This is a genomic window from Nocardia grenadensis (assembly GCF_050942415.1).
Classification (GTDB): domain Bacteria; phylum Actinomycetota; class Actinomycetes; order Mycobacteriales; family Mycobacteriaceae; genus Nocardia; species Nocardia grenadensis.
Genome location: NZ_CP192054.1, coordinates 745,386 through 768,271 on the forward strand (window position 1 = coordinate 745,386; position 22,886 = coordinate 768,271).

Here is a 22,886-nt window from a genome sequence, read left to right on the forward strand (position 1 = left end):
AGGGAAGAGAACCACAGCACGGGCCGAAGGGAATCATGTCGATTATCGCAGGCGGCGCGAATCGGGCCCGGCACGTCGAACCCGTCCCACCCGGGCGGCCGGCGCCGCGGCGGCCGCTGTCGGCCGGGCAACGCCGCGCCTGGTACCTGCAGACCCGTGATCCCGACGACAGCACGCTGAACATCCCGCTGGTGTACCGGATGCGCGGCGCCCTCGACACCGAGCGGCTCTGCGCGGCCGTGGCATCGATCGTCGCACGCCAGGACGTGCTGCGCACGACCTACGGACTGGACGCCGACGGCGAGCCCTACCGGGTGGTTCGCGGGGATCTGCCCTTCCGATGGCAGGAACACGATCTGACCGCACTGGCCGAGGAAGCCGCCCGCCGCCGGGTCGAGGTGTTGACACGGCGCGCGCTGGCCCGGCCCTTCGATCTGGCCGGTGAAGCACCGCTGCGGACCATGCTGATCCGCCGGGGCGCCGAAGATCATCTGCTGCTCCTGGTGGCGCACACCGTCGCCTGGGACGACGCATCGGCATCGGTTTTCGCCGAAGAGCTGACCGCGGCGTACAACGGCGCCGCACCGCCGGCCCGGCCCGGGGAGCGGCCGGCCGGTACGGACGCGGACGGCGACGGTCTGCAGTACTGGCGCCGGGAACTGCACCCGCTGCCCGAGCCGCTGGAATTACCGGGCATATTCGCCGCGCGGCCGACGGGTACGGATACCGTCGCGCGCACTTCGATTCCGCTGCCCACCGGTCTGCTCGGCCGGGTACGGACGACCGCGGCAGCGTACGGGGTGGACGACGACGCGGTGCTGCTCGCCGCGTTCGCCGCCCTGATCCATCGGTACACGGCCGCCGACGATTTCCTGGTGGCCGTTCCCGCCGATCTGCGCGGTCCGCGCGAAACCGGAACGATCGGGTACTTCGGTAACACCGTCCTCGTCCGGGCCATGCCGCGACCGGCGGATACCTTCGCCGAGTTCCTGGGCCGGATCGCCGGTACGGTGGCGGCGGGGCACGAGCGTCGGCATATCGGTATCGACCGGGTGGTCCACGCGATCAACCCGGACCGCACCGGCGCCCGGGACGGTCTGGAGCAGATGGCCAGGGTCGGTTTCGGGGTGCGCGCGCCGTTCGCGCTTCCGGAACTGGAGGGTGTCACCACCACGCTGGAAACCTGCGGCTCGCCAATCGTGCCGGTTCCGCTACGCGTCACGGTGGTGCCGGATCCGGAGCAACCGCGAGTGGAAGCCGAGCACCGGCTCGGCCGACCGGCCGGGTATCCGGCCGAACAACTGCTCGCGCACTACATCCGGTTGCTCGGCAGCGCGACGGAGGATCCGCGGGTCCGGCTGGGCGAGGTCGACTTCTTCGGCGTGGAGGACCGGGCCCGGTTGCTCGCGCGATCACACGGTGAACTGGTCCCGGCCCCGGACGCGACCCTCGTATCGCTGTTCGAGGACCGGGCCGCGCGCGCCGGCACCGCGACTGCTGTCGTGGCGCCCGGTGCGGCCGGCGACGCCGAATTCGAACTGACCTACGCCGAGCTGAACATTCGCGCGAACCGCCTGGCGCGCTGGTTCGCCGGGCGGGGGATCGGGACCGAGGATCTGGTCGCCCTGCGTATCGCCAACTCCGCCGAGTTCGTGGTGGCGGTCCTGGCGGTACTGAAGGCGGGCGCCGCCTATCTTCCCATCGACCCGTCCTATCCGGACAAGCGCATCGACTTCCTGGACGCCGACGCCCGGCCGCGGCTGGTGCTCGGCCGGGCGGAGCTGGCGGCCGCGGAGGCGGACGCCGGAAAGCTGGCGGGCGATGACCTCGGCGACGCTGAACGGGTGCGGCCGTTACGTCCCGACAACCTGGCCTATGTCATCTACACCTCGGGTTCGACCGGAAACCCGAAGGGCGTCGAGGTCTCGCACGCCGCGATCGCCGACCACCTGATCGGGTTCGCCGCCGAATGGGATATGACCGCGGCCGACCGGCTGCTGCAGACCTCGTCGGTGAGTTTCGACGCCTCCCTGCTCGATATTTTCGTGACCCTGTCGCTCGGTGCCTGTCTGGTGGTGCCCGAACCGGCCGCGCTCCGCGATATCCCCTACGTGTCGGACCTGATCACGCGCCACGGGGTGACCGTCCTGCATATGGTGCCGTCATTGCTGAGCACCTTCCTGATGCTGCCCGAGGTGACCGAATGGCGTGCGCTGCGCCGGGTTCCGGTCGGCGGTGAGGCGCTGCTCGGAGAGGTGGCCGACCGGTTCGCCGGCGTTTTCGACGCCGAACTGCGCAACCACTACGGGCCGACCGAGGGCGTGGTCTCGGCCACCCACCTCACGGTGCGGGGGCCGCAGGGCACCCGGATCGTGCCGGTCGGTGTGCCGAACCGCAATGTGTACGTCTACCTGCTGGACAACCGGCTACAGCTGGTTCCCGACGGGGTGATCGGGGAGATCTATCTCGGCGGCGGACAGCTGGCCCGGGGTTATCTGCATCGCTGCGCGCTGACCGCCGAGCGGTTCGTGGCCGATCCCTTTCTGCCCGGACAGCGGCTGTACCGGACCGGTGATCTGGCACGGCGTAACAGCGCGGGGGAGCTCGAATTCGTCGGTCGCGCCGACGAACAGGTCAAGGTGCGGGGCTACCGGATCGAATCCGGCGAGGTGCAGGCGGCGCTGTCCGCGCATCCCGGTGTCGGCGCCTGCGCCGTGGTGGCCTACCAGGACCCGGCCACCGGCACCGCGCTGGCCGCCTACCTGGTTTCCGCCGCGGGCGAACTGGACGCGGCCGAGGTCCGGGCATACGCGGCACGCTCACTACCCGACTACATGCTGCCCACCGCCTGGGCCGTGATCGACGAGATACCGCTGACCGAACACGGCAAGCTCGACAAACGGGCCCTGCCCGCGCCCCGGCGGCTCGCAATGGCGGCGGCCCGGCCGCCGGGTACGCCCACCGAGGCCCGGCTGGCCGCCCTGTTCGAGGAACTCTTCGGGTGCGCGGGGGTGGGCGCGCACGATTCGTTCTTCGAGCTGGGCGGGCATTCGCTGCTCGCGAACCGCCTGGTGCTGTCGCTGCGGCGGGAATTCGGTGTCGTGCTCGATGTCCGGGCGCTCTTCGACGAGCCGACCGTGGCCGGCCTGGCGGCACTCGTGGACGCCACCCCGGTGCGCGGAACCGGCCGTCCCGAACTGGACCGCGGGCCCCGGCCCGAGCGGATTCCGCTGTCCTACAACCAGCGCGCGGTCGCCGGGCCCGGTGCGGTCCGGGTGGCGGTGCGGCTGGACGGTCCGTTGGATCGTGCCGCGTTGACCGAGGCATTCGGTGATGTGTACGCGCGGTACGAGATCCTGCGTACGGTCATCGCCGGTGCCGGGGAGGCGAGACACCAGGTGGTGCTGCCGGAACTACCGGCCGAGCTACCGGCCGACGAACTTCCCGACGGCGATCCGGCCGATGTCCGCACCGCGCCGGTGGTATTCGATCGGGCGGCCGGTCCGCTGGTGCGGCCGCGGCTCCGCGTGCTCGGGGCGGACCGGCACATACTGGTGCTCACCGCCGACCGGCTGGTCGCCGACGACCGGTCGCTGCGCATTGTGCTGACCGATCTGGCCACGGCCTATCGCAGCCGGGTGAGGGCCGGGACGGCACCGCGATGGCCGGCCCCGGCCGTCGCTTACGCCGACTACACACTGTGGCAGCTGGCCGTCGCCGAATCGGCGGGGCCGCAGTTGGAGCAGTGGCGCGCCGCGCTCGCCGGATCACCCGCCGTGGTGACCTCGGGTGTACCGGCGGAGGTCCGGTCGGCCGGATTCGAGGTATCCGCGGGACTGCGTCGCCGGTTGCGGGCCCACGCCGAAACGGTGGGAGCCTCGGAGTACATGCTCTACCAGGCCGTGGTGGCCGCCCTGCTGTACGGCCACGAGGGCGGAGTGGATATCGCGCTGGGCGTGCCGCTGTCGGGACGCGCCGACAGCACGGTGGCCGAAGTGGTCGGGCCGCTCTCCGCGCTGGTGGTGTTACGCCACGATCTGTCGGGCGACCCGACGCTGCGCACGGTGCTCGACCGGGCACGGGCGACCGCGCTCGGCATCTACGGCAGTCAGGACATGGTGGTGGACGCGATCGCCGCCGCGGTCCATCCGGACCGGTCACCGTACGACCTGTGTCGGGCCGTGGTCGAATTCGGCGAGCAGTCGGAGCCGGATCGGATCTGGCTGGGCGACGAGGTGGAGGGTCGGATACTGGATACCGGCAGCGAGCCGGCGCGGCGGCCGATCTTCGCGTTCGGTTCCACGGCCGCGGGCGATCTGCGGGTGACCGTGCGAGCCGACACGGAGCTGTACGACGCGGACCGGCTGGAACCGCTCGCGCGGCAGCTCCGGCAGCTGCTGGCGGCCTTCGTCGACACGCCGGATCTCCCGGTGTCGGAGTCGACCGCGCTCGGCGATATGCCCCGCCGATGAACGCCGGGAGCGTCCGACCCAGGTGTGTTCCGGATTATGACGTGAAGGCTCCACAACGCTTCCACTATCGTTTAGGCTAGGCTAACTTACCTCGGCGGGCGCCGACACCGCTGTTCGCGCCCCGCGGAGGTTTCGATCGGTGAGCTCGAGGATCGCAATGCCAGATTCACTTGTGCAGCAAACGGTTACGCAGGAAACCGCCGGGCCCCGCCCGGCGCCCGGGCGGGCCGGAGTGGGGCGCGCGGTGCCGTTGTCGCTGTCGCAGCAGGCGGCCCTCCTGCCGGAACGGCTGCACGATCCGGCCGGCCGAGGCGGGTCGCCGGTGCCGAATCTGTTCGTCGCGGTCGAGATCACCGGCGCGCTGGATCCCGCCGCGCTCGAGCGCGCGGCGGCCGCCCTGCTCGCCGACCACGAGATCCTGCGCAGCGTCTTCCCCGACGATCGGCGCCTGCCCTATCAGCAGCCCTTGCCCGTGCCGGACGCGGTGCTGGAGATCGTGCCGGGCACGACCGATGAGACCGCGCTGGTCGCGGCCCTCGCCGGGGACGCCGGGCATCGTTTCGATCCGGTGCGGCGGATCCCGCTGCGAATGCGGCTGTACCGGCTCGCGGGACGCGATGTACTCACCGTCGCCGTGCATCCGGTCGCGGCGGACAACCGGGCGCTGGACCTGATCGTCGCCGGTCTGTTCGCCCGCTGTACCGGTGAAAGCGTGGAGGTCGCGGGGCAGTACCGCGATTTCGCCGCCGCCCAGCTGCGCGATCTCGCCGCGACCGCGGCGGACGATCCGGCGCTGGCCTATTGGACCGAGCGACTCTCCGGTGCCCCGGCGCGAACGCCCGTCATCACCGTGGGCGCGGGCGGCGGTCTCGCGCATCGCACGGTGGAGCTGCCCGCGGAGACCGTCGCGGCGCTGACCGTTTCCGGCGTGCCGAGCGCGCCGCTGCTCGCGCTGGCGGCCGCCGCTCTGCGCGGCGCCGGACTCGGCGAAGATATGGTCATCGGCCTCGCCGATTCCGCGCGTACCGCGGAATCGGCGAGGGTGATCGGTAATTTCACCAACTATCTGGCAATTCGCCTGGACGCCGCGAGCGGGACCGCGCGGGAGTCGATCGATCGGGCGGCCACGGCCGTCGCGGCAGCGCGCGAATACGCCGGCCCGCGGATCGAACGACTGACCCATCTGCTGCGCGGGCACGCGGTCCCGGCCGAGGGCGGTCTGTTCCAGGCGCAGGTGCAGCTCCGCGACGAGGGAGCGCTCGCGCTGGAGGGGCACGGGTTGTCCGTCCGGGAGATCGGGCGGCAGGTGGCGCGTCCGTATGGTGTGGACATCGTCTTCGATATCGTCCCGGCGGCCCACGGTTCCTTCACGGTGCACATCGTCTTCCCGCCGCAGCTGGCCGGACGGCCGGAGATCGACGGTTTCGCGGCCGGATTCGCGCAGCGGGCCGCCGCCTGGGCCGCGGACCCCGGGACGCCGATCGGTGCCGACGACACGGCGCCCGCCTTGTTCGCCGCGGCGACCGCGGGATTCGTGTTCATGACCTCCGGGCTGGGTGGCCCGCCGCGGTCGGCGGCCGAACGGGTGATCGCCGAGGCGATCCGTACCGTGCTCGAACTGGACGAAGAAGACGAGATCGGCCGCGAGGACACCTTCTTCTCGCTCGGCGGTGACAGTATCGCGGCCCTGCGCATGGTGACCGATCTGGGCGAGCAGGGGTATGTGCTCGATGTGCAGACCGTTTTCGGTCACCCGGCCGTGCACGAGCTGGCACGGCAGCTGGAGCGGGACGAGGCGCACACCGGTGTGGAAGTGGAACAGGCGCCCGCGGTGGCGCCGATGGGCGCGTCGGGATTGGACGCGGCGACCTTGAGTGCGCTGGGGAGGAAGTTCGGCGCTCGGTGAGCGACCCCGGGTGACCTCGCCCGGGGCCTCGCGGTAGTTCCGGCGCCGGTTCCATTCCGTTGTCCGGCCCGGTGAATCGGACTTCTCGGGCCCGATTTCCGGTGCTGATCCGGAGGTTCCCCAGCAGTGGGTACCTCCATTATTGTTAGGCAAGGCTTGCCTATATTCTTTGCGCAGGTTCTTGTGGTTGAGGAGTGGGATGCTCGACAAATCCGAGGTACGCGACGTGGTGGCGGCAGCCATCGGCGTACCGCCCGAGTCAGTGGGTTACGACGACGATCTCGTCGGCCTGGGCATGCACTCGATGCAGCTCATGAAACTGTCGGCAGCCTGGCGCAAACAGGGAGTGGACGTCCGGAGTTCGCAGCTGGCGCTGGAGCCGACGATCACCGCCTGGACCCGGCTGCTGTCGGCGAGCGGCGACACCGAACCCGCGACACCCGCACAACCGGCAGTTGCCGAACCCGTCGAACCGGCCGGTGAATTCGGGCTGGCGACCATGCAGCACGCCTACTGGATGGGCCGGCGCGGTGACCAGCGGCTCGGCGGGGTCGCCGCACATCTGTACGTCGAGTTCGACGGTCACGGCGTGCGGGCGGACCGTCTCGAACGCGCGGTGGCCCGGCTGGTCGCCCGTCACCCGCAGCTGCGCGCGCAGTTCCTCGACAGCGGCACCCAGCGGGTACTCCCGGACGCGCCGCCGATTTTCGACACGGCCGACCTGACCGGCCACGCCGATCCGGCCGCCGAACTGGAGCGGTTGCGTCAGCGCAAAAGCCATCAGCGAATGGACGTCGGCAAGGGGCAGGTGGTCGATATCGCCCTGAGCCTGCTGCCCGACGGCCGCCACCGGCTGCACCTGGACGTGGACATGCTCGCCGCGGACGCGCAGAGCTACCGGCGCATCCTCGACGACCTGGCACAACTCTACGAAGCCGATGCCGACGGCCTCGCACCGCTCCGGTACACCTTCCGCGAGTACCTCACCGACCGGGAGCGCACCGCACCGGACAACAGTGCCGACCGGCAGTGGTGGGCCGAGCGCCTGGACGAGCTGCCCGATATCCCCGCGCTCCCGGTGATCCCGGAAACCGAACGCGCCGATCCGACCCGCAGCATCCGGCTGCACCACTGGTTCGACGCCGGTACCGCGGCGCGATTGCGGCGGCACGCCCACGGCAACGGGGTCACTCCGGCGGTGGCGCTGGCGACCGTTTTCGCCGAGGTGATCGCACGCTGGTCGGCCCGGCAGCGGTTCCTCCTCAATGTCCCGCTGTTCGCGCGGGAACCGCTGCACGACGAGATCGACGCCGTGGTGGGGGATTTCACCAACTCGGTACTGGTGGATGTCGATGCCACCCGGCCCGAATCCATGGCCGCCCGCGCCGCCCGATTGCAGCACGCGCTGCACACCGGTGCCGCGCACGCTCGCTACGAGGGCCTGGATGTACTGCGCGACCTCGGCCGGCTGCGCGGAGCGCCCGTCACTCCGTCGGTGGTGTTCACCTCGGGCCTGGATCTCGGGGAGCTGTTCTCCGAACGGGTCACCCGGATCTTCGGGAAACCGGTGTGGATCCTGTCGCAGGGGCCGCAGGTCGATCTGGACGCGCAGGTCGCCGAGGTCGGTGGCGGTCTGCTGGTGAACTGGGACATTCGCCGGGACGCGCTGCCCGAGGGGATCGCGGACGCGATGTTCGAGCAGTTCCGGCTGATCCTCGAGACCCTGGTCGAACCGGAGGCCGACTGGTCGGCGCCGCTGGCGATCGCGCTACCGGAGGCACAGCGGGCGGTCCGGGCCGCGGTCAACGACACCGCGGCCGATCTCGGCGCACGGACCCTGCACGAATCGTTCTTCGACCGGGCGGCGCGGGAGCCGGGACGTCTCGCGCTCGGGTGGCGGTCGGGCTCGCTCACCTACGGGGAACTGGCCACACAGGCGCTGGCGGTGGCCGGCGCGCTGGACGCCGCCGGAGTGCGGGTGGGCGATACGGTCGCGGTGCTCGTGCCCAAGGGGCCGCGGCAGATCCCGGCGGTGCTGGGGGTGCTGGCGGCCGGTGCGACCTATCTGCCGATCGGTACCGGCCAACCGGCGGCGCGGCGGGACCGTATCCTGCGGCGCGGCGGCGCGCGGGTGGCGCTGGTGGACGGCGCCACCGGCTTCCCGGACGAGGTGATCGCGCTTCCCCTGGACCGGGCCCTGTCCGCCGACCCGCTCGCCGGGCCCCGCGACTGCGACCCGGCCGCGGTCGCCTATGTGCTGTTCACCTCCGGTTCCACCGGCGAACCGAAGGGTGTGGAGGTCGGGCACCGCGCGGCGGCCAACACCGTCGACGCACTCACCGCGCATTTCGGCCTCGGTCCCGGCGACCGGACGATCGCGCTGTCCGCACTCGAATTCGATCTGTCCGTTTTCGATATCTTCGCCCCGCTCGCGCTCGGCGGTGCCGTGGTCTGTGTCGACGACGTCACCGAACGCGACGCGCAGGCATGGAGCGCGTTGATCGAGCAGTACGCGGTCACCGTCGTGAACGGCGCGCCCGGGCTGGTCGCGATGCTGGCCGATACCGCCACCGGCGCGCAGCCGGCCACGGTACGGCTGGTGATCACCGGCGGCGACCGGGTGCCGGCCGAACTCGGGCATCGGCTGCGTGCCCGGGTACCGGGCCTGCGTTTCGCCGGGCTCGGCGGTACCACCGAAACCGCCATCCACTCCACCGTGTACGAGGTCACCGACGAATTCCCGGTCGGCTGGGTCACCGTGCCCTACGGTGTGCCGCTGGCGAATGTCGTGCTGCGCGTGGTGAACGAACGCGGCGAGGACTGCCCGGACCGGGTGCCGGGTGAGCTGTGGATCGGCGGGGTGAGTGTGGCCGACGGTTATCGCGGCGACCCCGCCCGCACCGCCGACCGCTTCGTCGAGCTGGACGGAACGCGCTGGTACCGCACCGGGGACCTGGCCCGCTACCTGCCCGACGGCACGGTGGAGTTCCTCGGGCGGGCCGACCATCAGGTCAAGATCCGTGGTTACCGTGTCGAACTCGGTGAAGTGGAAGCGGCGCTGTGCGCACTGCCCGATATCCGTGCCGCCGTCGCCCTGGTCACCGAATCGGGACGACTGGCCGCGGCCGCGGTCGCCGCGCCGGGCGCGGAACCCGCCGACCCGGTCGCGCGGCTGCGGGAGTCGCTGCCCGCGCAGATGATCCCCGAATCGGTCCGCCTGCTCGACGAGATGCCGCTGACCTCGAACGGGAAATCCGACCGCGCCGCGATCCGCGCGCTGTTCGCCGCCGATACCGGGCACGAGCCCGTCTACGTCGAACCCGAGGGCGATATCGAAGCGGCGGTGGCCTATATCGCGGCCCAGGTGCTCGGCCTGCCGCGGCTCGGGGTGGAGACCGATTTCTTCGACGCCGGCGGTAATTCGATTCTGGCGACAACCCTCACCGCCAAGATCCGGGGTCTGCTCGCGGTCGCCGATCTCGGGGTCACGGTGGTGCTGGAGGCGCGCACGGTGCGCGGGATCAGCGCGGCACTACGGGCCGCCGACACCTCCGGCCGGCTGGACCGGGTGGCGCGCATTCTGCTGGAGGTCGCCACGGTGGGCACTGCCGAGGACATGGAGGTCGTCTGAGATGCCGACACTGGATGAACTCGCGGAACTCATGCGGGTCCGGCTGGCCGCGGAAGGTCTGGACGCCGCACCCGAGGTCCCGGCGCGGCGGGATCCGCAGCGGGCGCCTCTCTCGTTCGGTCAGCGGTTCGTCTGGGCGCATCAGCAGATCGCGCCGGACAGCACCGCCTACAACGTCTGCCAGATCCTGACCTTCCGCGGCGAGGTGCACGACGCCGCCCTGCGGCAGGCCTTCCTGGCGCTGGTGCGCCGCCACGAGGTGCTGCGCACCACGTATCACGTGGACGAGACCGGTAACCCGTATCAACGGATCCACACCGAGCTCGCGCCCCGGGTCACCGAGGCGGACCTCACCGGCATCGATACCGCGACCGCGTGCCTGCGTGCCGACGAACTCGTCGCCGCCGCCGCGCACGGGAAGTTCGATCTGACCGCGGAATCGTCCCTGCGGCTCACCTTCGTCCGCCTGGACGCCGAGACGGTGGTCGTGGCCGTGGTCATCCAGCACATCGCCTGGGACGGAATGTCGCTGGCGGCGCTGTCGCAGGATGTACAGCGGTTCTACCGGGAGGCGCTGACCGGTGAGATCCGGGTCGAACCGCTGTCCCGGCAGGTCGCCGACTACGCCGAATGGGAACAGGACCGGTACGCCGAAGGCGACTACACCGCCGCGGACCGATTCTGGGCCGGGCAATTCGACCGCGAGCTACCCGAACTGCCGCTGCCCTACGACCGGCACCCGAGCGTGGTCACCGAACGGGGGATGCGGTCGGACCGGCTGCTGAGTACCGCCGCGGAAACGACACTGCGCTCGGCCGGCGAGCGATTGCGGGCCACACCGCTACAGATTTTCCTCGCCGCCTGCTATCTCTCGCTGCGTCAGCTCACCGGAACCCGGGACATGGTGGTCGGGACCGCGGTCGCCAACCGCGAAGAAGCCGGGACCGAAGAGCTGATCGGCAACCTGATCAATATGTTGCCGCTGCGGCTCACCGGCGGGTCGGGCGAGACGTTCGGTGACCTGGTCCGCCACCTCGGCGAGGTGACCAACGCGGCTTTCGCGCACAAGCATTTCCCGCAGGAGGCGATCGTCCGGGCCGTCAACCGCGCCACCGGCAATATCGGTTCGCAACTGTTCGACGTGCTGGTCCTCTTCGTCCAGCAACAGTTCCAGGGTCCCCGGCTGCCCGGGGCCACCACCACCTGGCGGCTGGCCGATCACGGCGCGTCGCTGCTGCCGCTGGCGGTCGAAGCGTTCATGCACGCCGACCGGGTGGAAGTGCAGATCACCTATCGCACCGACCTCTTCGACGCGACTACCGTCGACCGGCTGCACGACTATCTCGACCGGACCCTGGCGCACGCGGACGCGGACACACCGCTGGACCGGCTGCTGGTGCTCAGCGATACCGACCGCGCCAGGCTCGACGCCTGGGCGGCCGGACCGCGGGTACCGATCCGGCCGGACACCCTCGATGGCATGATCCGGGCCGCCACGGCGGACCACCCGGACCGGGTCGCCGTGGTGTTCGGCGATATCGAGCTGACCTACGCCGAATTCGGTCTCCGGGTGGCGGCACTGGCGCGGCTGCTGGCCGAGCGCGGGGTGGGCCCCGGGGATCGGGTGGGGGTGTTCGCCGAACGCAGTGAACAGCTACCGGTGATCTTCGCCGCGGTGTTGCGGGCCGGGGCGGTCTACACGCCGATCGATCCGAGCTATCCGGCCGACCGGATCGCGTTCCTGGTCGCCGACGCGGCGCCGGCGCTGCTGGTGCGTTCGGCCGGCGCCGAGCGGGTGTTGCCCGCGGCCGACGGTATCTCGGTCGTGGACCTGGCCGACGACGAGATCGTCCGCGCGCTGGAGCGGGCACGGGGCCTGCCGGCCGAACCGGTCCGCCCGGTTCATCCGCTGGACGCCGCCTACCTGCTCTACACCTCCGGTACGACCGGGCGGCCCAAGGGTGTCGTCGTCGGTCACCGCGCCGCCGCCAACCATGTGCAGTGGATGCGTGACCATTTCGGTTTCGGTGCCGAACGGATTCTGCAGAAGGCGCCGATCGGATTCGACGTATCGGTGTTCGAGCTGGTCAACGCCCTGTGCACCGGATCGGCGACGGTCCTGCCGCCACCGGACTGGTGGCAGGCCGATGTGGAGGCGCTCACCGAGATCATCGACCGGCACCGGATCACCCAGATCTCGCTGGTGCCCAGTGTGGTGCGCGCGCTGCTGGACTCCGGTCCCGATCCGGCGCGGTTGCGATCGATGCGGTTCGTCTATCTCGGTGGTGAGGCGGTACCGCCGGCCCTGGTCGCGGAGTCGAGCCTCGTATTCGGCGGAACGGTACTGGGTCTGTACGGCCCCACCGAGGCCGCCATGGACATCACCCACGAGGATTTCGCCGGGGCACCGGAACAGGGGCCCGCGCTCATCGGGGTGCCGGAGGCCAATTCGTCGGTATTCGTGCTCGACGAGCAGCTGCGGCGGGTGCCCGCCGGGGTCACCGGGGAATTGTATCTGGCGGGAGTCCAGCTGGCCCAGGGCTATCACCGCCGTCCCGGCACCACGGCGGCGACCTTCGTGGCCTGCCCGTTCCTGGACGAAGCCGGCGCGCGGATGTACCGCACCGGCGATATCGCGCGCTGGAACGCCCGCGGCCGCCTGGAATACCTGGGGCGCGCCGACGACCAGGTGAAGATTCGCGGGCACCGGATCGAACTCGGCGAGGTCGGTTCGGCACTGCGCCGGGTGCCCGGGGTCGCGGACGCGGCGGCGATCGCGGTCGCCCAGGACGCGGATACGGTGCTGGTCGCCTACTACGTACCCGAGGCGGATGCGCCGCCGACGACCGCCGGCGAAGCCGAGAACGCCACGTATCTGCGGGCCCGGCTGGCCGAACGGCTGCCCGACTACATGATTCCCGCCGCACTGGTCCGGTTGGACCGGCTCCCGCTCACCGCCAACGGGAAACTCGACCGCAAGGCACTGCCGCTGCCGGATCTCGGCAGCGCCGCCGGGCGGGGGCGCGCCCTGCGCGGCACCGCCGAACACACGGTGGCCGAGGCCGTCCGGTCCGTGCTGGCGCTTCCCGTCGCGACGGTGCTGGCCGCCGACGACGATTTCCTCGCTCTGGGCGGGGATTCCATCAGCGCGATCCGGTTGGTGTCGGCGCTCAAGAAGAGCGGTCTGGCGATCACCACCGGCGCGCTGTTCGAGGCACGCACCGTCGCCGCCATCGCTTCGGCCGCAACATCGATCACCGGCACCGCTCCTCCTGTCCTATCGGACGCGGTGGCCACCGGCTGGATACCCTTCGTGCCTCTCGGCTCCGAACCGACCGCCGCCCAGCTCGGGTACGGCCGGGCGGCAGCGCTGGTGACTCCTGCCGACAGCACGGCGCGGGAGCTCACCGCCGCACTCGGCACCCTGCTCGACCGGCACCCGCTGCTGCGGGCCCGGATCGGTACCGGCCCGGACGGTCGGCGCGGCTATTACGTTCCCGGGCCGGACGAGCACATCGCACGCCCCGCGGTCAGCGAGGTCGAACTACCCGCCGCGCAATGGGACCGCGTCGCGGAGGTGCTGGCCGAACAGGCCCGGGTCACGGCGGCCACGCTCGATCCCGCGGACGGGATCGTGATGGGCGCGGTGTGGATCCGGACCCCGGACCGGACGGCCGGACGACTGCTGCTGGTGATCCACCACCTGGTCGCCGACCGGGTCTCGTGGCGGATCGTGCAGGACGAACTACGCCGGCTGTGGTCGGGAGAATCGATCGGGACCGCCGCGGGCACCTCGGTGCGGACCTGGAACATCAATCTGCTCCGGTACGCGGAGACCGAGGCAGTGGCCGGTGAACTCGACTACTGGCGGGCGGTCGTCGCGGATGCGGATCGGCTGGTGGAAGCAGTGGACTTCGATCCGGCCGACGTCACCGTGGAGATCACCGCCGAACTCGACTGCGACGACACCGCTTTCCTGGCGGAGGCCGTGGCCGAGTCCTTCGGCTGCGATTTCGATACTGTCCAGATCGCCGCGCTGGCGGTGGCCGTGCACCGGTTCCGCCGCGCCCGCGACCGGGACGCCGCCACCGTATCGCTCACCGTCGACGGTCGCGGCCGCGCCGAAAGCCTCTTCCCCGGAGCCGATCCGACGCGGACGGTCGGCCGGTTGGCGAGTCCGTACCCGGTAGTACTCGATATCGGCGGCGGATCCGGCGAGCCGGATACGGTCACCGCGGTCAAGGCGGTGAAGGAGCAACTGCGCGCGGTCCCCGGTGCCGGGATCGGATACGGCCTGCTGCGCGACCGCGCCGACGCCACCCTGCGGCAAACACCCGCGCCACAGCTGAGCTTCGGCTACCTGGGCAGCTTCACCGTCGGCTCCGCCGCCGCGGTGGGCGGGATCGCACCGGAGTTCGGTCTCCCGGGCGAGTTCACCGGACCGGACCGGCCGGTGGCGGCACTGCTCGAAATCACCACCGCGACGCTGATCGACGACGGCGACCCGGCACTGCGCGTCACGATGCGCTGTCCGGCGGGGTCGCTCCCCGCGACCGAGGTCCGCGAACTGGCCGAGCACTGGCTCGGCGCGCTGGGCGAGCTGGCGAAAACGGTGCGGGAGGACCCGGGCCGCCGGCTCACGCCCGGTGATGTACTCGCCGCCGAGGTGACCCAGCTCGACCTGGACCGCTGGCACGGCACCTACGGCGCCTACGAGGATGTGTATCCGCTGGCACCCATGCAGGCGGGCCTGTTCTTCACCGCCCTGAGTGCCGGGTCCGCCGACCTCTACAACGTGCAGACCCTGATCGGTGTCCGCGGTGATCTCGATATCGCACGGTTGGCCGCGGCGTACGACACGGTGCTCAACCGTTACCCGAATCTGCGGATCACGGTGTCGGTTTCCCACGAGGGCACTCCGTACGGCATCGTGGCCCCGCACGTCGACATCCCGGTGCGCGAAGTGGATTTCACGGCCGACCGGGACCCGGCGGCGCGGCTGGCGGAGTTGATCCGGACCGATCAGGCCGAACAGTTCGACCTCGGCCGCGGCCCGATGTTCCGGGTCACGGTGGCGCGATTGCCCGAATCCCGTCACATGATCGTGCTGACCATGCACCACCTGCTGCTGGACGGGTGGTCCGGGCAGCTGCTGACCCAGGAGATATTCGCCGAGTTCGCGGTGCCCGGGGCCGAGCCCCTCGCCGATCCGGCGACTTTCGCGCGCTTCCTGGACTCGGTCCGTCGCGGCGCGCCGGCCGCCGAGGCGGCGTGGGGCACGGTGCTCGACGGTGTCGAACCGTGTCTGGCCGCGCCCGGGCGGGCGCCGGGCGGTTCGGCGCCGCCGGTCGCGTGCGAGTTCACGATCGAGGAGGATCTGGTGCGCCGGCTCACCGCGTTGGCGGCCGAGCTCGGGACCACCTTCGGGGTGGTGTGCCAGCTGGCCTGGGCCAACACGCTGCGGTACGTGACCGGTACCGAGACCCCGGTGTTCGGGGAATCGGTATCGGGCCGCCCCGCGGATCTCGACGGCGTGCACGAGGCCATCGGCTGTTTCGCCAATATCGTTCCGGCCGTGCTGCCGCTGCGCCGGGATCGCACCTGGCGCGAGCACCTCGCCGATACCCGGTCGCGGCGGGTGGAACTCATGGAGCACCATCAGTACCCGCTGACCGCCGCCCTCCGGGCGACCGGGACACGCAAACTCTTCGACAGCATGTTCGTGCTGGAGTCGTATCCGGCGCGTCGCCGGGAGCTGGCGGATCTGCTCGATGAGTCGGGTTTGGAGCTGGTGTCCTTCGAGGCGGGTGGTGCCACCGACAACGCCCTGCTGCTCATGATCTTCCCGGCGAATTCGCTGCTGCTCAGCGATCAGGTGCAGGCCATCATCTTCTACGCCGAGGACGCCTTCGAAGCCGATGACGCGCGGATCGTGGAAGCCGCCTTCCGTAACACCCTCCGCGATATCGCCGACCATCCCGACCGCCCGATAGAGGCGGCCCGGATCCTCACCGACGAAGACGAAGGGCTGCTGGTGATGCGGAGGATGTGGCAGTGAACGCCGAGATCGAAGACGTCCTGGCGCTGAGCCCGCTGCAGGAGGGGCTGTTCACCCTGGCGCAGCTGACCGCCGCGGGACACGATGTGTACGCCATCCCGTTCGCGGTCGATATCACCGGCCCGCTGGATACCGGGGTGCTGCGTGGCAGTCTGGAGGCACTGCTCGTCCGCCATCCGAATCTGCGGGCGGTGTTCTGGGACGAGGACCTGCCGAAACCGGTGCAGATCATTCCCACCGCGGTGGACCTGCCGTGGACCGAGCTCACGGCGACCGACGACGAGGTGGACGCGGTCACCGAGGCGGAGACCCGGCGGCCGTTCGATCTGCGGAAGGGCCCGGCGCTGCGCGCCGCACTGGTGATCCTGCCCCCGGCCGCGGACGGTACCCAGCGCCGCCGCCTGATCGTCACCGCGCACCACATCCTGCTGGACGGCTGGTCGCTCGGCCTGTTCTTCGCCGAGTTGCGCGAGCTGTACGCGGCCGGAGGCGCGCCCGAGGTACTGCCGCCGGTACGGCCCTACCGGGATTACATCGGCTGGCTGGCCGGCCGCGATACCGACCAGGTGCGGCAGCAGTGGGTGCGGTATCTGGAACCGGTGAGCGGCCCCCTCATGGTCGCCGAAGGCGGGGCCGCGTCGGGGCTGGGCGGTAGCGCCGCCGCGGTACCGCCCGAGGTCACCCGGGTCGGGCTGACCGCGGCCGAGACGCGGACACTGCGGAACTGGGCGCGCGAGCGCGGGCTCACCCTGAACACCGCGGTCCAATTCGCCTGGACGGTGGTGCTGTCCCGGCTCACCGACCGCGCCGACACCGTGTACGGCACGGTGGTGACCGGGCGCCCCGAGCAGATCTCGGGCGTGGACCGGATGATCGGCCTGTTCATCAACACCGTCCCGGTGGCTTTCCGGCTGGATCCGGCCGAAACCGTGGCCGCGAGTTGCCTGCGCCTACAGCGCGAATCCAGCACGATGCGCGAGATCGGGTATCTGAGCCTGTCGTCGGTGCAGCTCGCCGCCGGGCACAGCGCGCTGTTCGACACGATGTTCGTCTTCCAGAACGCGCCGCTGGACGGGCTCGGTGATATCGGCGACAGCGGGGTCCATTTCGAACCCGTGCTGTCGAAGAACCTCACGCACTATCCGCTGACAGTGGTCGCCCACGTCTACGACGAGGAATTGCTGGTCGCGGTGGAGGCCGTACCCGGCGCGCTGCCGTACCGGCCCGGCGATATCGGGTCGATGATGCTCACCGTGCTGCGGCGGCTACCCGGCGCCGCCGACATTCCGGCCGGTGCGGTGGAGGTCCACTCCGCCGCGGCCGCGGCCGAATTGCTGCGCGGCGCCGCGACACCGGAACTGCCGGATACCGACGCCGCGGCCACGGTATTCGAGCTGTTCGAACGCCAGGCCGCGATCACCCCGGACGCGCCGGCGCTCGCCGGCGATACGGTCCGGTTCACCTACCGGCAGGTGCACGACGAGGCCACCCGGCTGGCCCGGGAACTCGTCGCCGCGGGTGTCGGACCGGAAGACACGGTGGCGCTCTGCCTTCCACGTGGCGCGCGCTCGATCGTGGCCGTGCTCGCGGTATTCGCGGCCGGCGCCGCCTACGTTCCGGTCGATATCACATTGCCGGCGACGCGGATCGAATCCATTCTGCGGCAGTCCCGACCCCGGCTACTGCTGACCGCGGCGGGGTTCACGGCGGCTCCGGACGGACCACCGGCGCTCGACCTCGACGACGCCGCGGTCGCCGCTCGTATCGCACGCCACCCGGCGGGTGCGCCGCCGGTGCGCCGCCGGTCCGGTCACTGCGCCTACGTCATCTTCACCTCGGGCTCCACCGGAGAACCGAAGGGCGTGGCGAATACGCACCGGGCGCTGGTGAGCTACTTCGCCGACCACCGGGCCCGGGTGTACCGGCCCGCGGTGCGCCGGCTCGGGCGGCCGTTGCGGATCGCGCATGCCTGGTCGCTGAGTTTCGACGCCTCCTGGCAGCCGATGATCGGCCTGCTCGACGGGCACAGCGTGCAGGTGTTCGGCGAGGAGACCATGCGCGACGCCGCGGGCCTGGTGTCGGGGCTGACCCGGTTCGGGATCGACATGATCGATACGACGCCGTCGATGTTCCGCCAGTTGGAGGCCACCGGGTTGCCGGGGAAGCAGCTCACCGTGCTGGCGCTCGGCGGCGAAGCCATCGACGGGCAGCTGTGGTCCCGGCTGCGCGCGCTACCCGATATCGCGGTACACAACTGCTACGGCCCGACCGAGACGACCGTGGAAGCGATGGTCGCGGAGGTGACCGCGCCGGACGGTCCGGCGTCGGCGACCATCGGCCTGCCGACCGCCGGAATGTCCGCCTACGTACTGGATTCGCGGTTGCGTCCGGTGCCGGCCGGGGCGGTGGGGGAGCTGTACCTGTCCGGCCCGCAGGTGGCGCGCGGCTATGTGGGGCGGGCCGCGGCCACAGCCGGCCGTTTCGTCGCGGACCCGGTGCACCCCGGCGCACGGATGTACCGCACCGGCGATCTGGTGCGGCACCGGCCCGAGGGTGGCCTGGAATATCTCGGGCGCGCCGACGATCAGGTGAAGATCCGTGGCTATCGGGTCGAGATCGGTGAGGTGGAGACCGCGCTGCGCGACCTGCCCGGGATCGCGGCCGCCGCCGCGATCGTCCGCCGCCACGGCGCGAGCGCCGGACTGGTGGGTTTCGTGGTACCGGAAGCGGATGCGCCGGTGGACCCGGCGCGGATGCGCGCCGCGCTGGCCGGGGTACTGCCCGCCTATATGGTGCCCGGGCGGCTGGAGGCACTGCCCGAACTGCCGGTCAACGCCAACGGCAAGCTCGACGTCCGGGCACTGGCCGGACTGGCCGAAGAGTTGCGTACGCGGCATCGGGAGGTCGGGTCGGCGGCGCCGGTCACGGCGACCGAACACACACTGAGCGCGGTACTCGCCGAGGTGTTCGACGGTGGCGCGCCGGGGGTCGAGGACGACTTCTTCGCGCTCGGAATGGACAGCATCGTCGCCATTTCGCTGGTCAACCGGGCCCGGCGGCACGGGCTGCCGGTGACCCCGCGCATGGTGGTCACGGCGCCGACGATTCGTGATCTGGCCGCCGCCATCGACGCGGGGGCGGCGACGGCGGTGGAATCGGACGGCCCCGACTACGGACCGGTACCACCGCTGCCGATCGTGTCGTGGATGTACGCACAACCGCATTTCCGGCGGTTGGCGCAGGGGGTGCTGCTCACTCTGCCCGAAAACATGGTGCGCACCGACTTGGAGATGGTGCTGCAGGCTGTGCTGGACGGGCACGACATGCTGCGTGCGGTGCTGACCGAGACTCCGGACGGTCCGCGGGTCGTCACCCGCGAGCCCGGGCTCGTCGCGGCGACTGGGATACTGAGCGAGCTCGACATCGATCCCGGTTCGACCGGATCCCGGTGCACGGCGGCGATCGGGGCGGCGGCCCGCACGGCAATCGACGAACTCGATCCGTACCGCGCACAGATGGTGCGCGCGGTGCGTTTCCGCGGTACGCCGCGCGGTGATCTGCTGTTGCTGACCGCCCATCACCTGGCGGTCGACGTGGTGTCCTGGCATATCCTGCTCGCCGATCTGGAACATGCCTGGGCGCAGGTCGCGGTCGGCGTGGCGCCGCGAATCGCCGCGGAGGGCACCTCCTACCGGCGATGGTCGGAGTTGCTGTGGCAGCGTGCCCGGCAGCCGGAAGTGCTCGCGCAACGGGATTACTGGGTGGCTCAGGTCCAGGCTCCCGACCCGCTGCTGGGTGGACGTGTCCTGCGGCAGAGCGATACGTGGGCGTCCCTGCGGTTCACCGGAGTACCGACCGCACCGGCGACGACCGCACGGATCCTGCGGTCCGCCGCGGGGCAGGACGGCGTCCGCGATCTGTTGTTGGCCGCGCTGACCGCGACGCTGGCTTCCTGGCGGCGCGAGCGTGGCCAGGATCACCGGGCCGGCGCATTGGTCGCATTGGAAAGTCACGGACGGCCGGATATCGCGGCCGACTGCGATACTTCCGCCACGGTGGGTTGGTTCACCAGCGTTTTTCCGGTCCGGCTCGGTACGGGCGAGCATGCCGTGGATGTCGACCGGGCCGAAGCGGAACCGGCCGCGGCGCGGGCGCTGCTGGATGCGGTGAGCGCGCATATGCGCCGGATCCCCGAGCACGGTGTGGATTTCGGACTGCTGCGCGATATCGCCGGTGTGCCCGAACTGGTGGAGGCCGGGTATCCACAGATAGAACTCAATTATCTCGGCCGGATGGATCTCGGCGGGCATCGTGAGGGCGCCTGGTCGATGATCAGCGATCCGGCCCTGGCGCAGGCTCTGCCCGTGGACACCGAACCGGATCTGCCGGTGCGGTCGGCCACGAGCCTGGTCGCCACAGTCGAGAGCACCCCCCGGGGCCCACAGCTGATGACCCGATGGGGGTTCAGCGAGGGGATCTTCACCGCTGCCCAGATCGACCGGCTGACCGAGTTGTGGTCGCGGGCCGTGGCGGCACTGGCGGCGGCTGTGGACCCGCCCGGTCATACCGCGGGGGAAACGTGAGACTTCCTGACCTCGAACATCATTCGGCCCCGAGACAGCGCCCGGCGGAAGCCGCTGGATGCGCCGGGGCCGATCCGAGCGGCCGGGGCGGGCACCGTAATTCGCCGGTCGCGCCGACATCGAAACCAGAGCGGAGTGATCGTATGCAGAGTCCAGGGTGGATCCGGAAATTCCACAGATCCCGGGCGGCCGAGCCGATTCCGTTGCTGATCTTTCCGCACGCGGGATCGGGGGCCTCGGCCTACCGGGCGCTGTCCAAGGCGTTCAGCGCGGATTTCGATGTTTTCGTCTTCCAGTACCCCGGCCGCCAGGACCGGGCGAACGAGCCGGCGCTCACCTCGCTGGCCGATATCGCGGCCGGCGCCTTCGCCGAGTTCCGGGCATCGGCGGTCCACCGCGGGCTGCCGTTCGTGACGTTCGGGCACAGTATGGGCTCGCTGGTGTCCTTCGAGTTCGTGCAACTCGCCGAGGCTGCCGGGATGCCGGTGAACCAGGCCGTGATCTCGGCCGCCGTCGCACCCTGTCGCGGCGAGCACCGCAAACCCGCTCCGGCCGACGATGACGAACTGCTCGATCATCTCGCGATGCTCGAGGGCACCGGCTCCGATGTGCTCGCCAGCCGCGAACTGATGCGCATGGCGCTGCCCGCCATCAAGGCCGACCACCGGGCCTCCGACGACTACCGGTGCGACCCCGATATCAAGATCGCCACGCGGATCCACGCGATCGGCGGGGACCGCGACCCGATCGTCGGCATCGCCGACCTCAACGGTTGGCGGCAGCACAGCGGGGAGGTCGAGGTCACGGTGTTCGACGGCGGCCACTTCTACCTGAACGACCATATCGCTGCCCTCGCCGACCTGGTGGCCGAGAGCGCGCGCTCCGGATCGAACGTATGAGACGAGGAGCGGCAATGGCTCAGGAATCCGATACCGACCACGTCGTCATCGCCGGCCTGGCGGTCGAGGCGCCCGGCGGTATCGAAGAACCACGCGCGCTGTGGGACGCGCTGGTGGAATCACAAGAACTCATCGGCCCGTTCCCGCGTGACCGCGGCTGGGATATCGACGATCTGCTCTCGCTGGACCGGCACGAAGGCTGGAGCCCGGTCAACGACGCCGGTGGATTCCTCGACACCGCGGCCGAATTCGATCCCGCCGTCTTCGGTATCGGAAAACGGGACGCCACCGCCGCGGATCCGCAGCAGCGGGTGGTGCTGCGCACGGTGTGGCGGGCGCTGGAGAACGCGGGTATCAACCCTGGAGACCTCGTCGGCGAGGACGCCGGGGTCTTCATCGGTACCTCACCGATGGAGTACGGGCCGCGCGCTTCCGCGGTGCACGAGTACTCCGGTCACCGGATCATCGGCTACAGCACCTTCGGCGTATCGGGCCGGGTCTCGCACAGTCTCGGGCTGATCGGGCCTTCGGTGAACGTCGACTCGGCGTGTGCTTCGTCGTTGACCGCGCTGCACCTGGCGGCCGCGGCCGTCCGGGCCGGTGAATGTGATTGGGCACTCGCCGGAGCGGTGAGCGTGATGGGATCGCCCGGCGCGTTCTACGAGTTCTCCCGGCTCAATGCCCTGTCCACCGACGGTCACTGCCGCTCCTACGCCGATAACGCGTCCGGCACGCTGTGGGGTGAGGGCGCGGGCGTGGTGGTACTGGAACCGGAATCGCGGGCCCGGCGACTCGGGCACCGGATCTACGGTCGGATCCTGGCCTCCCAGCACAATCACAACGGCGCGGGTAAACCGATCCTGGTGCCCCGGACCGACGCGCAGGAGCGGGTGATCCGGAAAACCATCGCCTCCGCCGGAATCGATCCCGCGCTGGTGGGCATGATCGAGGGACACGGCACCGCCACCCGCGCCGGCGACCCGGTCGAGATCCGGGCGCTGCAGAACACCTACGGCGCGGCGGGCTCGTCCGCCCCGCTCGGCTCAGTGAAGGCCAACGTCGGCCACGCCCAGGCCGCGGCCGGAATGCTCGGCCTGACCAAACTCCTGCTGTCCGGCCTGCACGGACGGATTCCCCCCACCCTGTACGCCGACACCCCGACCACCCGCGTCGACTGGAAGCGCACCGGTCTGCGGCTGGCCGCCGAACTCACCGCGTGGAAACCGGTGGACGGCTACCGCTACGGCGCCATCTCATCGTTCGGCGCGGCCGGAGCCAATGCCCACGCGATTATCGCGATGCCTGCCTGTGAGGAGAACGGCGATGTCTAGCCATCG

The 22,886-nt window shown here is 70.6% G+C and carries 7 protein-coding genes; all 7 read left to right on the forward strand.

Annotation, left to right across the window (positions count from 1 at the left end):
- Window positions 1-35 precede the first annotated feature (35 nt).
- The 7 genes from ACQPYS_RS03450 to ACQPYS_RS03480 all read left to right on the forward strand — a co-directional run bounded on the left by ACQPYS_RS03450 (window position 36) and on the right by ACQPYS_RS03480 (window position 22,880).
- A complete protein-coding gene (locus ACQPYS_RS03450; RefSeq protein WP_433491675.1) occupies window positions 36-4,472 on the forward strand; it encodes an amino acid adenylation domain-containing protein in 4,437 nt (1,478 codons plus the stop codon).
- A gap of 157 nt (window positions 4,473-4,629) precedes the next feature.
- Window positions 4,630-6,378 (forward strand): condensation domain-containing protein, encoded by a 1,749-nt coding sequence (locus tag ACQPYS_RS03455; protein WP_433491676.1) that lies wholly within the window; start codon window positions 4,630-4,632, stop codon window positions 6,376-6,378.
- A gap of 199 nt (window positions 6,379-6,577) precedes the next feature.
- Window positions 6,578-10,009, forward strand: coding sequence for an amino acid adenylation domain-containing protein (locus tag ACQPYS_RS03460; protein WP_433491677.1), 3,432 nt, complete (start codon window positions 6,578-6,580; stop codon window positions 10,007-10,009).
- Window position 10,010: 1 nt separating this feature from the next.
- Window positions 10,011-16,067, forward strand: a complete 6,057-nt coding sequence (locus tag ACQPYS_RS03465) for an amino acid adenylation domain-containing protein (RefSeq protein ID WP_433491678.1) — start codon at window positions 10,011-10,013, stop codon at window positions 16,065-16,067.
- On the forward strand, window positions 16,058-20,650 hold the full coding sequence (locus ACQPYS_RS03470) for an amino acid adenylation domain-containing protein (protein ID WP_433491679.1): 4,593 nt from the start codon (window positions 16,058-16,060) through the stop codon (window positions 20,648-20,650). The genes ACQPYS_RS03465 and ACQPYS_RS03470 overlap by 10 nt, the downstream gene beginning before the upstream one ends.
- 143 nt (window positions 20,651-20,793) lie before the next feature.
- The gene (locus ACQPYS_RS03475) at window positions 20,794-21,549 is read left to right on the forward strand and encodes a thioesterase II family protein (RefSeq protein ID WP_433491680.1); all 756 of its coding nucleotides are present in this window, start codon (window positions 20,794-20,796) and stop codon (window positions 21,547-21,549) included.
- Window positions 21,550-21,563: 14 nt separating this feature from the next.
- A complete protein-coding gene (locus ACQPYS_RS03480) occupies window positions 21,564-22,880 on the forward strand; it encodes a polyketide synthase (RefSeq protein WP_433491681.1) in 1,317 nt (438 codons plus the stop codon).
- Window positions 22,881-22,886: the final 6 nt, after the last annotated feature.

What these genes read in the sequence shown, in the direction of transcription:
- ACQPYS_RS03455 (WP_433491676.1), top strand. Translation starts at nt 4,630, where the DNA reads ATGCCAGATTCACTTGTGCAGCAAACGGTTACGCAGGAAACCGCCGGG.
- ACQPYS_RS03460 (WP_433491677.1), top strand. Translation starts at nt 6,578, where the DNA reads ATGCTCGACAAATCCGAGGTACGCGACGTGGTGGCGGCAGCCATCGGC.
- ACQPYS_RS03465 (WP_433491678.1), top strand. Translation starts at nt 10,011, where the DNA reads ATGCCGACACTGGATGAACTCGCGGAACTCATGCGGGTCCGGCTGGCC.
- ACQPYS_RS03450 (WP_433491675.1), top strand. Translation starts at nt 36, where the DNA reads ATGTCGATTATCGCAGGCGGCGCGAATCGGGCCCGGCACGTCGAACCC.
- ACQPYS_RS03480 (WP_433491681.1), top strand. Translation starts at nt 21,564, where the DNA reads ATGGCTCAGGAATCCGATACCGACCACGTCGTCATCGCCGGCCTGGCG.
- ACQPYS_RS03475 (WP_433491680.1), top strand. Translation starts at nt 20,794, where the DNA reads ATGCAGAGTCCAGGGTGGATCCGGAAATTCCACAGATCCCGGGCGGCC.